This window comes from Pantoea cypripedii (genome assembly GCF_011395035.1).
Lineage (GTDB): Bacteria > Pseudomonadota > Gammaproteobacteria > Enterobacterales > Enterobacteriaceae > Pantoea > Pantoea cypripedii_A.
The window spans coordinates 3,645,334-3,657,355 of record NZ_CP024768.1 but is presented as its reverse complement, the minus strand read 5'-3'; the positions used below and the strand labels follow the sequence as shown (position 1 = coordinate 3,657,355).

Sequence of the window (12,022 nt, the reverse complement as noted above, 5' to 3'; positions counted from 1 at the left end):
TTTCCGGATAAATGTGATAATAGTCACAACGCCTTCTCTGCGCAGTTTTGCGCTGAGGCTGGGTTATTTTGTGATTTTTGTCACTAAATAAATGTATTATCTGCGCAGTTTTCTTTTTTCATGTGACCTGTGATCGAATCTGTTGTCACATGAGTTGTTAGAATTATCACATTCTCTGGCGGGCGTAATCCGTCAGGCTGTTCATTGGAGAGTACCATGACTGATATCACCGCTGCGGCGCAGCGCGCGCTGCAACTGATGGATTTGACCACGCTGAATGATGACGACACCGACGAGAAAGTTATTGCCCTGTGTCATCAGGCGAAATCGCCCGCAGGTAACACCGCCGCGATCTGTATCTATCCCCGTTTTATCCCGGTGGCGCGTAAAGCGTTGCGTGAGCAGGGCACGCCGGAAATCCGTATCGCCACGGTGACCAACTTCCCGCATGGCAACGACGATGTGGATATCGCAGTGGCGGAAACCTGTGCTGCGATAGCTTACGGTGCTGATGAGGTGGACGTGGTGTTCCCGTATCGCGCGCTGATGGCGGGTAACCGTCAGATCGGTTTCGATCTGGTGAAAGCCTGTAAAGAGGTTTGCAAGGTATCCGGTGCGCTGCTGAAAGTGATCATTGAGAGTGGCGAGCTGAAGGATCCTGCGTTGATCCGTACCGCGTCTGAAATTGCTATCGATGCCGGTGCCGACTTTATCAAAACGTCCACCGGTAAGGTGCCGGTTAATGCGACGCCAGAAACCGCAGCGATCATGCTAAGCGTGATCCGCGATAAAGGTATGCAGCAACAGGTGGGCTTTAAACCGGCGGGTGGCGTGCGTAGCGCCGAAGACGCAGCACATTATCTGCAACTGGCCGACGATATTCTTGGGCCGGGCTGGGCTGATGCGCGCCATTTCCGCTTTGGTGCCTCCAGCCTGCTGGCGAGCCTGCTCAACACGCTGGGCCATGCCACTACGGCGAGTAAAGCCGGGTACTGATTATTCATTTCTGCGATTCGTAGCGGCGCGATTTATCGCGCGCTTTTCTGCCGGGGAGGCGACCTTGTTCCTGCCACAAGAAATTATCCGCAAAAAACGCGACGGCCACGAGTTGAGTGAGGCGGAGATTCGCTTCTTTATCAACGGGGTGCGCGATAACAGCGTTTCAGAAGGGCAAATCGCCGCGCTGGCGATGACCATCTGGTTCCACGACATGACGCTGACCGAACGCGTCGCGCTGACCATGGCGATGCGTGATTCCGGTACGGTGCTGAACTGGCAGGCGCTTAACCTGAACGGGCCAATTGTTGATAAACACTCCACCGGCGGCGTGGGTGACGTTACCTCGCTGATGCTGGGTCCGATGATCGCGGCCTGTGGCGGTTACGTGCCGATGATCTCCGGGCGTGGCCTCGGCCACACTGGCGGCACGCTGGATAAACTGGAGGCGATCCCCGGTTTTGACATCTTCCCGAGCGACGATCGTTTTCGCGAGATCATCAAACAAAACGGGGTGGCGATCATCGGCCAGACCAACTCACTGGCACCGGCGGACAAACGTTTTTACGCCACGCGCGATATCACCGCCACTGTTGATTCGATCCCGCTGATCACCGCCTCGATCCTGGCGAAAAAGCTGGCGGAAGGGCTGGATGCGCTGGTGATGGACGTCAAAGTCGGCAGCGGGGCCTTTATGCCTACCTTCGAGGCCTCAGAACAACTGGCGCAGGCGATTGTCGGCGTTGCCAATGGCGCGGGCTGCAAAACCACCGCGCTACTCACCGATATGAATCAGGTGCTGGCTTCCACTGCCGGCAATGCGCTGGAAGTGCGTGAGGCGGTGCAGTTCCTCACTGGCGAAGCCCGCAATCCACGCCTGCTGGAAGTGACGCTGGCGCTATGCAGTGACATGTTGCTCTCCGGTGGACTGGCGGCGAACGATGCCGAAGCCCGGCAACAGCTGCTGCGGGTGCTGGATAACGGCCAGGCGGCAGAGGTCTTTGGTCGCATGGTGGCGGCACAGAAAGGCCCGACCGATTTTATCGCGCGCATCGATAGCTATCTGCCTGCGGCGATGCTGAGCAAAGCGGTGTATGCCGATCATCCGGGGATTGTCAGCGCCATAGATACCCGCGCCCTCGGTATGGCGGTGGTGACGCTCGGCGGCGGTCGTCAGCGCGCCAGTGACAGCATTGATTACAGCGTCGGTCTGAGCGAGATGGCTACCCTCGGTGCGCATGTCGATGTCCAGCGTCCGCTGGCGGTGATCCATGCAGCCTCGGAAGCACAATGGCAGCAGGCGGCGCAGGCGGTGAAAGCGGCCATCACCCTGGGCGATAGCGTCCCGCCGGAAACGCCGGTGGTATATCGCCGCATCAGCGAATAGTTACGCCCGGTGCGTGCCACGCCAGAGCCATTCGGGTATACTGATCTGATCGCTTTTTTTTGACTTGTCATCGCGCAGTTGCGCAGGAGACTTGCATGAAACGTGCTTTTATTATGGTTCTCGACTCCTTCGGGATCGGTTCCAGCAAAGACGCCGCTAAGTTCGGCGATGAAGGATCGGATACGCTCGGCCATATCGCCGAAGCGTGCTTCGAAGGCCGGGCCAATGAAGGCCGCACAGGGCCACTGCACTTACCAAACCTCACCGCGCTGGGGCTGGGCAAAGCCGCTGAACTCTCAACCGGGCGTTTCCCGCCGGGGCTGGATGCCAGCGCGGAAATCATCGGTGCTTATGCCTACGCCAGTGAACTCTCATCAGGTAAAGATACGCCGTCGGGCCACTGGGAAATTGCCGGTGTGCCAGTGTTGTTTGACTGGGGTTACTTCACCGATAAAGAGAACAGCTTTCCGCAGGAACTGCTGGATAAACTGGTACAGCGTGCGGATCTGCCGGGTTATCTCGGCAACTGTCACTCGTCCGGTACGGTGATTCTTGACAAGCTCGGTGAGGAGCATATGAAAACCGGCAAGCCGATTTTCTATACCTCGGCGGATTCGGTGTTCCAGATTGCCTGTCATGAAGAGACTTTCGGTCTCGACCGGCTGTACGCGTTGTGTGAAATCGCCCGGGAAGAACTGACCGAAGGCGGCTACAACATTGGCCGCGTGATTGCGCGTCCGTTTGTGGGTGACAAAGCCGGTCATTTTGAACGTACCGGGAACCGTCACGATCTCGCCGTGGAGCCACCGTCAGCGACCATGCTGAAAAAGCTGGTGGACGAGAAGGGCGGTGAAGTGATTTCCGTCGGTAAAATCGCGGATATCTACGCACAGCAGGGCATTACGCAAAAAGTGAAAGCCACCGGGCTGGATGCGCTATTTGATGCCACCATCGAGCAGATGAAAAAAGCGCCGGACCAGTCGATTGTGTTCACCAACTTCGTCGATTTTGACTCCACCTGGGGCCATCGTCGTGATATCGCCGGTTACGCTGGTGGGCTGGAGCTGTTCGATCGTCGTTTGCCGGAGCTGATGGCGCAGGTGAAAGAGGGTGATATTCTGATCCTCACCGCCGACCACGGCTGTGACCCAAGCTGGCAGGGCACCGAACATACGCGTGAGCACATTCCGGTGCTGATTTATGGACCGAAGGTCAAACCTGGCTCCCTCGGCTATCGCGACACTTTTGCCGATATCGGCCAGACAATCGCGCATTATTTCGGCCTGTCCAGCATGGACTACGGCAAAAGCATGCTGTAAAACAGCGACCAATTTTAATAAGGAAAATAACGATGGCAACGCCTCATATTAATGCAGAAATGGGTGATTTCGCGGACGTGGTTCTGATGCCGGGCGATCCGTTGCGTGCGAAGCACATTGCAGAAACCTTCCTCGAAAATGCGGTTGAAGTGAATAACGTGCGCGGCATGCTGGGCTACACCGGAACCTACAAGGGTCGCAAAATTTCGGTGATGGGCCACGGTATGGGTATCCCATCCTGTTCGATCTACACCAAAGAACTGATCACCGATTTTGGCGTGAAGAAAATCATCCGTGTTGGCTCCTGCGGCGCGGTGCGTGCTGACGTGAAACTGCGTGATGTGGTGATTGGTATGGGTGCCTGCACCGATTCCAAAGTGAACCGTATGCGTTTCAAAGATCACGATTTCGCGGCGATTGCCGATTTCGATATGGTACGTAACGCGGTTGATGCGGCCAAAGCGCTGGGTGTGGACGCACGCGTGGGTAACATCTTCTCTGCTGACCTGTTCTACACGCCGGACCCGCAAATGTTCGACGTGATGGAAAAGTACGGCATCCTCGGTGTTGAGATGGAAGCTGCCGGTATCTACGGCGTGGCCGCGGAGTTTGGTGCTAAAGCGCTGGCGATCTGTACCGTGTCGGATCATATCCGTACTCATGAGCAGACCACCGCGGCTGAGCGCCAGACCACCTTCAACGATATGATCAAGATCGCGCTGGAATCGGTGCTGCTGGGAGATTAATTTCCCGCACGACATCGCTTATACCGTAACGGCGTGATTTTTCGCGCCGTTACGGAAAACATCTGACACACTTTTACCCAGGCTTGTGCATCTTCCTGCTGGCTCTGACGCTATCTCTCCCTATCATTAGCGGGATAACGAAGAGACTAAGCCCCCTGATGAATTTCCGTAATTTCGAAGCCGAAGAGAAACTGTTTATTCGCCGCGCGATCGTGGCTTTTACCCTGGTGGTGATTTGTTTCACTATTCTTGGCGTCAACCTCTACCGTATCCAGGTTGAGCAGCATAGCTATTACCAGACGCGATCCAACGAAAACGATATCAAAATGATCCCCATCGCGCCGACGCGTGGCCTGATCTACGATCGTAACGGTATTCCGCTGGTGCGTAATGTCACCTGGTACGACATCCTGTTAACACCTTACAAAATCGACGACATGAAGGCGACCATCGCCGAACTGACGCCGATCGTTGATTTAACACCGGAAGAGATCGATGCCTTCTGGAAAAACCTCAAACAAAACAGCCGTTACAAACCGGTGGTGCTGAAGGAAGAACTCACCGATGAGCAGGTCGCCCGCTTCTCGGTCAATCAGTTCAAATTCACCGGCGTCAGCATTGATACCTACCAGGATCGCGAGTACCCCTATGGGGCCGATCTGGCGCACGTGGTGGGCTACGTGTCGAAAATCAACGACAGCGACTACAAACGCCTGAACGAAGAGGGTGTGGGCGAGAACTACGCGGCAGACCACAATATCGGTAAGCAAGGCATCGAGGGTTATTACGAATCGGTGCTGCATGGCAAAACCGGTTATCAGGAAGTGGAAGTCGATAACCACGGCCGCATCGTGCGGGTACTGAAAGAAGTGCCACCGGTGGCCGGAAAAAATATCTATCTCACCCTCGATTTGCATCTGCAACAGTACGTTGAAAGCCAGCTGGTAGGGCAACGTGCGGCGGTGCTGATTGAAGATCCGCACGATGGTAGCGTGCTGGCGATGGTTTCCAGCCCCAGCTATGATCCCAACCCGTTTGTGAAAGGCATCAGCTATCAGGCGTATAAAACCTTGTTGCAGGATAAAAACCTGCCGCTGATCAACCGCGTGACCCAGGGACTGTATCCGCCAGCCTCGACGGTAAAACCCTATATGGCGATGTCGGCGCTGCTGACCGGGGTGATCACGCCGCAAACCACCTTCTTTGGGGCACCGACCTGGACGCTGCCCGGCACCGATCGCAAATACCGTGACTGGAAAAAAAGTGGTCACGGCATGCTGGATGTGACGCGCGCGATTGAGGAATCAGCCGACACCTTCTTCTATCAGGTGGCGTTTATGATGGGCATTGACCGTATCCATCATATGCTCAGCCAGTTTGGCTACGGCAAGCCGACCGGCATCGATTTGAATGAAGAGTACGCCGGGTTGCTACCCAGCCGCGAATGGAAACAAAAGGTGCACAAAAAGGGCTGGTATCAGGGTGATACGGTCTCGGTGGGGATTGGTCAGGGCTACTGGATTGCCACGCCGATTCAGATGGTGAAAGCGCTGGTGGCGTTGATCAACAACGGACGGGTGATCAATCCACATCTGCTGGAGAAAGTGCAGCTCGGCACTATGCAACAACCGTATCAGCCAAAAGAACCGCAGCCGCAAATTGGCGACCCTAAATCACCGTACTGGTCGCTGGTGCGTCATGCGATGTTTGGCATGGCGAATGCGCCAAACGGCACCGGCTACAAATACTTCCACACCGCACCGTACGGCATTGCGGCGAAAAGTGGGACTTCACAGGTGTTTAGCCTCAAGCAGAACCAGACTTACAACGCGAAAATGATTCCAATCCGTCTGCGCGACCATATCTTCTATACCGCCTTTGCGCCGTTTAATGACCCTAAAGTGGCGGTGGCGTTGATTCTGGAAAACGGGGGTAATGAAGGGATTACCGCCGCACCTGTGATGCGCAACATTCTCGACCATATCTTCCTGCCGCCGCCAGCCGTGCCACTGGAGACGGCCAGTAACGCCAACGCGTCAGCGGCGCACTAACGAAAAAACACCCGGTTACGACCGTGGTGTTTGGCGTCATACAGAGCGGCGTCGGCGTTGTTGTAGAGGGTTTCGAAATCAGAACCCGGCATGCCATAACTGACGCCGAGGCTGGCGGTCACCAGCTGGCCAGGCAGCACCGCCAGCGGCGAGGCATTGAGAGAAGCGTGAATCGCGCCTGCGACAATGACGGCATCGGACAGGCGGAAATGTGGCAGCAGCACGGTGAACTCTTCGCCACCGATACGGCCAATGCTGGCTTCTGCCGGGCAGTGGGCCTGCACACGCGAGACCAGCTCGCAAATCACTTTGTCACCCATCGGGTGACCGAACTCATCGTTGATCTTCTTGAAGTGATCGATATCGAGGATGATCAGGGCTGCCGGGCCAGTGGTCAGCGTATGGGTAATGCGTTGAATAATGGCGCTGCGATTCCACACCGCGGTCAATGGGTCATGGCTGGCTTTATATTCCAGCTCCTGCGCCAGCCGGTTAAGCTGTTCGTTGACGCGGTTCAGCTCACGTTCAGCGCGGTCACTGCGCGAAATCAAGCGGTAGGTTTCGCGCATCAGACGTTGATAATGGCGATTAAGCCTCAGCAGCGCGTCGCGATAATCCTCGGCGCTGAGTGAGGTCTGAGCCGCCACATCCTGTGAGCGATTAAGCACCTCGCTCTCTTCGCGGAACAGCTCATTGAGGTCCATCATGAGGGCATTTCCGCCTGCAATTTCACTTGCAGATCGGTGAAGTCCAGCGCCAGTTCCTGACCAAACTCCTCAGAAACATCATCTTCCGCATCATAGAACCAGTTCAGTGCCACCGTCTGCCCATGCTGCGCCAGCTGGTTGAACAGATCGAACAGGCTGAACAGCATCTTGGTGCTGGAGCTATTGAAGTAGCGCAGGGCGATATTGACGGTAAGCAGGCGCTGATCCTCCGGGGCCCAGCCCTCCAGCGCATCCAGCAGCGGGCGATAAAAGGCGGCGGCATTCTCCGGCCAGGATTCACCGCGCAGGGAAAACAGGCGATCGGCAAAATTAAAGTCAACGTCGGGGGTGCTGTCTGTCGCTGCGATAACAAGGTTTTGCATAACAAAATCAATCCTGGTGAATGGTGGCTTTCAGCCAAAACGTCGCGAAATCGCTGGTTTCCAGCGGACGCAATTCATACTCCAGCGGTTCGCTGACATCGCGTGCCAGCGTCAATAAACCAATATTTGCCCCTTTGCTGGTGGCAGGGCTTTCACTGCGCAGACCAACCCGATACGCCTGTTTGATCTCTTCGTTACTCATGGCACGCAGCATGTCGAGCCAGTAACGCAACTGGTCGCAGGCGGCCTGATCGACCAGGTTGCTGCTCTCCAGCACGTAGTTGTCTCCATCTACGCGCAGACAAACGGTGCCAAAGCGAAAATCCTGCTCTTCGTGGCTGAGGGCGCGGCTGTCCTGCGAGTAACGCAAAATGTTCTGCACAATCTCGACAAAGCTGGAAAACAGGCGGCGACGTACCTTCACTGGGGCCTGCTGGTTTTCGAGAAAGACTTTAATTACCTCGCCCATCGCCGTGATGTTCTGTGGCGAAAAAAAACCGGTGTAATGCAGTGCCACCTGGTCCGGTGATGCGACGCTGGCGTGCGACTCGTGATTCATGATGTTTACGGCTCGGTTAATAACGGAAGCCAAACCAGGTGACGTCATCGCGTCGTGGCTGGTTGCCTTGCCAGTGGAGAAAATCCTGCTGAAATGCCAAAGAAAATTCGCTCATCGGCAGAGCCTGATAGCGGCTCACCAGGGCCTGAATACGTTTTTTGCCAAACATAATCTGTCGTTCACCGCCGGGCTGATCGGTGACGCCATCGGTCATCACCAGCAGCATGTCGCCCTGCATCAGCGGGCGCTGATGTTCTGTCCAGACGTAATCCAGCGGGGTATCGGTATAGCCCACGCCAGTGCGGTCAGCAGCCAGCGTTTCGGCAGCCTCGGTAGCGGGTTGTAATAAGGCGTGCATACGTGCACTGGCCCAGCTGAGCTGATGCTGCTGCGTATCCAGCCGCAGCGCGATGGCATCGCAACCATCATTCGAATGGGAAGTTTGCTGCGAGGCGTTGAGTTGACCCAGGGTCTGCTTGATATGCCGGTTTAGCGCCTGCAATAGCTCCGACGGGGAACGACGGTTTTGTTGCAGGGCATTTTCCAGCGCCGATTGCACAATGACCGTCATAAAGGCACCGGGAATGCCGTGGCCGGTGCAATCAGCAATCAATGCCAGCCAGCCCTGCTCATCCTGATGAAAAGCATAATAGTCGCCACCGACGCCATCACGCGGCTGCCAGTGCAGACACCAGTCATGCAGCTGCGAGGCCATTTGCTGGGTGGAGTGTTCGAGCATGGCATCCTGAATCACGCGGGCGTAATCGATGCTTTGCAAAATCTGCTGATGCTGCTGTGCCTGTAAATCCGATACGGTGCGAATCAAATCAATACCGAGACCAATGCCGATATAGTTGCCTGCTTCGGTCAGGATAAAACCATCGGTCACCGACTTATCACCACTTGCCACCACCTGTTGTGCCACCTGATCGAGTGGGGTATCAGCATCGATCACCAGCGGATTTTTATCCATAAAGGCGATACAGCTTTTACGGTCATACAGCTCGCGGAAGAAAGGGCGCGTCATTTGCGACAGGAAGATGTGACGGTTGATCATGCCGAAGGGCCGACCCTCTTCGACTACCGGCAGGCCAATCAGATCTTTGTGTTCGGTGAACAGCGTCATCACGGCGAGGTTATCGCTGGCAGGGGTGACGAATGGCACCGCAATGCAAAGCGAACGTGCACGGTAACGGCTCGACAGTGCGGCAAGGCCTGCGCGTAAATCGGGCAGCTGCATAGCGGGAGTCTGACATGAATTAAGATTAATCTTAGGGTACGCGAGCGCTGTGACACTTTTATGTCAGCCCGGTGACGGGGTAGGTTTGGCGTAGTAAATGCACGGCAGTAAATGAACGAAATGCACGATTTTTTACCCGATTGCTGTAAAAGACGGCAGTCAGTCGCATTTCACCGAAAAGCGTTTGACGGTGCGGGCTGGTTAGGGTTTAATGCGCCCCGTTGCCCGAATAGCTCAGTCGGTAGAGCAGGGGATTGAAAATCCCCGTGTCCCTGGTTCGATTCCGGGTTCGGGCACCAAAATTCAGAAAACCCAGCCTTATGGCTGGGTTTTTGCGTTTGGGGCGGCTAGTGTTTTCACAGCACCGGTGACCACAAATCGTAATTCAGCGCAAAACCATTCCCTTCCCGGATCACCTTACCGGTGGTGGGCAGGTTGAAGTGCATGCCGCTGACGGCGAGATTATCGCTGGCTACACGATCCAGCAGTCTGGCGCGGATTTGCGCCGCTGCCACCGGGTCGCTGTCGAAGGCGATGGTCACTTCCGGCTGTGTGACCTGGATATGTGGGAAATGCACGATGTCACCCCAGATCAGCAGCGAGTCATGTTCGTCTCCCAGCAGATAGCCGGTATGACCGGGGGTATGACCGAATAACGGCACCGCCTGGATACCCGGCAGAATGGCTTCTTCCCGGAACGGCACCAGCTGCTGGCCGTAGGCGTTAAAGGCGTTTTTAGCCAGCTCAAAGTAGGGACGGAAGCTATCGGGTGCGCTGGTCGCAATAGTTTCATCGCGCCAGAATGCCAGTTCCTTCTCATGAATAAAAAGCTGCTGCACGTTGCGGAACAATGGCGTCTGCAACGGACCGGCCAGCCCGCCGATATGATCGGGGTGGCAGTGGGTCAGCAAAATGGTGTCGATTTGCAACGGGTCAATGCCTGCTGCCGCCAGTGCCACCGGTAACCGTCCACCCCAGCCCTTAATTCCCCCGGCACCGCTGTCGATCAGAATGGTGCGATGCGGCGTCTGAATCACGTAGACGTTGATGTTTATGCGCGGTGCCACCGGTGCGCCGCGGCGCTGCAACAAGGCTTCGGCGCGCGAACCGTCGATGCCTGACAGCAGCTCAAACGAAACATCCAGAAAGCCATCGCTCAGCATTGTGACGGTCATGTCACCGATTTTTTTACGATTGATGGCGGGTGCCTGCCAACGGGGTTGAAAAGTCATATCCTGCTCCCTTTACGATAATATTCACCGGGTTACCCACTGAGTATCCGGTCCGGATAACTGAGATTGACCGCGCGTGGTATGAATGTCCACCTGCTTTTGCGTGCCTGACAGGTAACGGCTTTGCAGACCAGTCACCGCAGCGATATGGATTGAGGCCAGGTGGATATTTTTCAGCGGCGCTTCCGGTAATCCACTGATTATCCCGGCATTGTGTGCGCCGCTGGCTTGCAGATTGTCAATCGTCACATCGTGAATTCTGGGCGTGGTTGCGGTCAGCGGTTGTGCGGCAATCGGGCTGGTGCTGTCAGCCGGGTAACCGCCGTTGCCACCATAACTGTCGGTAATCACCAGCGGTGTTTTGACATTTTGCATGGTGACATCGCGCATCGTAATCGGGCCGATATTCGCGCCGCGATCGCGTCCGGATTTAATTCTCACGCCATTTTCGGTGCCGTTGAAATTCAGATCATGCAGGGTGACCTTACCAATACCGTTGATAGTTTCACTGCCAATTGAGATGCCGTGTCCATCTTCAGACTGAATATGGTCAATGGTGATATCGCTGCTGGCTGCATTATCGGTGCGTTTTGCCAGCCCGGATTTAATCGATATATCGTCGTCACCGGTGGAGATATTCAGCTGACGCAGCCTGACCGCGTGCGAGGAAATAACATCGACGCCGTCAGTATTGGGGGAGTCGGGCGGATTGGTGATGGTGCTATTGGCGACATCAATATTTTTACTGTCACGTATCACCAGATTCCACATCGGTGAATTTTCAATGCCAAGGTTGGCGATGCGGCCCTGTGTCACATGGGAGAATTCAATCAGCCACGGGCGGGGCATACCATTGGCTGGGGGGATGCCCGGATAATGCCGGGTAAACCACGCCGTATCCCCTTGTTTTAGATGGTTGCGCGCGGTGGTAGCCAGTGACCATTGTTGCTCTCCCTGGCCGTCAACCACGCCAGGCCCGCTAATGGCCACGTTGTGGGCATCCTTCGCCAGAATAAAGGCTTCACCATAGCGTGCGGGTTGCGAAATAAAACCCGGTCTGAACAAATTGCCCTGATAACTGGCAGCTAACCGGCTGCCTGCTGCCAGAGATAGCTCCACATTATCCTTCAATAATAACGGACCGCTGTGCCATACCCCGGCTGAAAGCACCACTTTGCCGCCACCCGCCTGCGAACAATGATCAATTGCCTGCTGAATGGCCTGGGTGGCGTTGTCAGCATGCTGAGGCTGGCAGAGTCGCACCGAAGCCTCAGTACCAAATGAGAACAGAAGGGTGCTTAAACATACTGGCATAACGGATAATTTTATTTTCATGGCTACGCTGTTGAGTGAGTCAGGGAAATATCAGGAAGGAAATAACATAGAACGTTGAATATTTTCA

At 55.4% G+C, this 12,022-nt stretch carries 11 protein-coding genes and 1 tRNA gene; 6 read left to right on the top strand and 6 right to left on the bottom strand.

Translation table 11 applies throughout. The annotated features are described in order from the left end of the window. The first annotated feature begins 216 nt into the window (after positions 1 to 216). From deoC to mrdA, 5 genes are all read left to right on the top strand, one after another. Positions 217 to 996 carry a deoxyribose-phosphate aldolase gene (gene deoC, locus CUN67_RS16975; protein WP_208716466.1) on the top strand — a complete coding sequence of 260 codons (780 nt, stop codon included), beginning with the start codon at positions 217 to 219 and terminating at the stop codon, positions 994 to 996. A 64-nt stretch (positions 997 to 1,060) separates the two neighbouring features. After that, complete coding sequence (gene deoA, locus CUN67_RS16970; RefSeq protein ID WP_208716465.1) at positions 1,061 to 2,383, top strand: thymidine phosphorylase; 1,323 nt, start codon at positions 1,061 to 1,063, stop codon at positions 2,381 to 2,383. A 95-nt stretch (positions 2,384 to 2,478) separates the two neighbouring features. After that, complete coding sequence (gene deoB / locus CUN67_RS16965; protein WP_208716464.1) at positions 2,479 to 3,702, top strand: phosphopentomutase; 1,224 nt, start codon at positions 2,479 to 2,481, stop codon at positions 3,700 to 3,702. 32 nt (positions 3,703 to 3,734) lie between these two features. Beyond that, on the top strand, positions 3,735 to 4,448 hold the full coding sequence (gene deoD / locus CUN67_RS16960) for a purine-nucleoside phosphorylase (protein WP_139810955.1): 714 nt from the start codon (positions 3,735 to 3,737) through the stop codon (positions 4,446 to 4,448). A gap of 158 nt (positions 4,449 to 4,606) precedes the next feature. Further along, a complete protein-coding gene (gene mrdA, locus CUN67_RS16955) occupies positions 4,607 to 6,499 on the top strand; it encodes a penicillin-binding protein 2 (protein ID WP_208716463.1) in 1,893 nt (630 codons plus the stop codon). On the opposite strand, the gene CUN67_RS16950 is transcribed toward mrdA, so the two are convergent. Genes CUN67_RS16950 through CUN67_RS16935 form a run of 4 tightly spaced genes read right to left on the bottom strand, consistent with a single transcriptional unit; the run spans position 6,496 to position 9,388 of the window. Continuing rightward, positions 6,496 to 7,206 (bottom strand): GGDEF domain-containing protein, encoded by a 711-nt coding sequence (locus CUN67_RS16950; RefSeq protein WP_254711361.1) that lies wholly within the window; start codon positions 7,204 to 7,206, stop codon positions 6,496 to 6,498. The genes mrdA and CUN67_RS16950 overlap by 4 nt on opposite strands. Beyond that, positions 7,203 to 7,589 carry a DUF1987 domain-containing protein gene (locus CUN67_RS16945; protein WP_208716462.1) on the bottom strand — a complete coding sequence of 129 codons (387 nt, stop codon included), beginning with the start codon at positions 7,587 to 7,589 and terminating at the stop codon, positions 7,203 to 7,205. Before CUN67_RS16945 ends, CUN67_RS16950 begins: the two co-directional genes overlap by 4 nt. Before the next feature lie 7 nt (positions 7,590 to 7,596). After that, on the bottom strand, positions 7,597 to 8,148 hold the full coding sequence (locus tag CUN67_RS16940) for a SiaB family protein kinase (RefSeq protein ID WP_208716461.1): 552 nt from the start codon (positions 8,146 to 8,148) through the stop codon (positions 7,597 to 7,599). Between the two features lie 16 nt (positions 8,149 to 8,164). Then, complete coding sequence (locus CUN67_RS16935; protein ID WP_208716460.1) at positions 8,165 to 9,388, bottom strand: SpoIIE family protein phosphatase; 1,224 nt, start codon at positions 9,386 to 9,388, stop codon at positions 8,165 to 8,167. Between the two features lie 223 nt (positions 9,389 to 9,611). Here CUN67_RS16935 and CUN67_RS16930 point away from each other — a divergent pair. Continuing rightward, positions 9,612 to 9,687 (top strand) — tRNA-Phe (locus CUN67_RS16930). Positions 9,688 to 9,744: 57 nt separating this feature from the next. Here the strand turns inward: CUN67_RS16930 and CUN67_RS16925 are convergent. Both CUN67_RS16925 and CUN67_RS16920 read right to left on the bottom strand, forming a co-directional pair. After that, entirely contained in the window at positions 9,745 to 10,620 is an 876-nt protein-coding gene (locus CUN67_RS16925) for an MBL fold metallo-hydrolase (RefSeq protein WP_208716459.1), read from the bottom strand. Between the two features lie 24 nt (positions 10,621 to 10,644). After that, positions 10,645 to 11,934: a glycoside hydrolase family 28 protein gene (locus CUN67_RS16920; RefSeq protein ID WP_254711360.1), complete on the bottom strand. Its 1,290-nt coding sequence runs from the start codon at positions 11,932 to 11,934 to the stop codon at positions 10,645 to 10,647. Positions 11,935 to 12,022 lie beyond the last annotated feature (88 nt).

Excerpts from the sequence above, each read along its gene's own strand:
- deoC (WP_208716466.1), top strand. The coding sequence starts at position 217 with ATGACTGATATCACCGCTGCGGCGCAGCGCGCGCTGCAACTGATGGAT.
- deoB (WP_208716464.1), top strand. The coding sequence starts at position 2,479 with ATGAAACGTGCTTTTATTATGGTTCTCGACTCCTTCGGGATCGGTTCC.
- deoD (WP_139810955.1), top strand. The coding sequence starts at position 3,735 with ATGGCAACGCCTCATATTAATGCAGAAATGGGTGATTTCGCGGACGTG.
- mrdA (WP_208716463.1), top strand. The coding sequence starts at position 4,607 with ATGAATTTCCGTAATTTCGAAGCCGAAGAGAAACTGTTTATTCGCCGC.
- CUN67_RS16950 (WP_254711361.1), bottom strand. The coding sequence starts at position 7,206 with ATGATGGACCTCAATGAGCTGTTCCGCGAAGAGAGCGAGGTGCTTAAT.
- CUN67_RS16945 (WP_208716462.1), bottom strand. The coding sequence starts at position 7,589 with ATGCAAAACCTTGTTATCGCAGCGACAGACAGCACCCCCGACGTTGAC.
- CUN67_RS16940 (WP_208716461.1), bottom strand. The coding sequence starts at position 8,148 with ATGAATCACGAGTCGCACGCCAGCGTCGCATCACCGGACCAGGTGGCA.
- CUN67_RS16935 (WP_208716460.1), bottom strand. The coding sequence starts at position 9,388 with ATGCAGCTGCCCGATTTACGCGCAGGCCTTGCCGCACTGTCGAGCCGT.
- CUN67_RS16925 (WP_208716459.1), bottom strand. The coding sequence starts at position 10,620 with ATGACTTTTCAACCCCGTTGGCAGGCACCCGCCATCAATCGTAAAAAA.
- CUN67_RS16920 (WP_254711360.1), bottom strand. The coding sequence starts at position 11,934 with ATGCCAGTATGTTTAAGCACCCTTCTGTTCTCATTTGGTACTGAGGCT.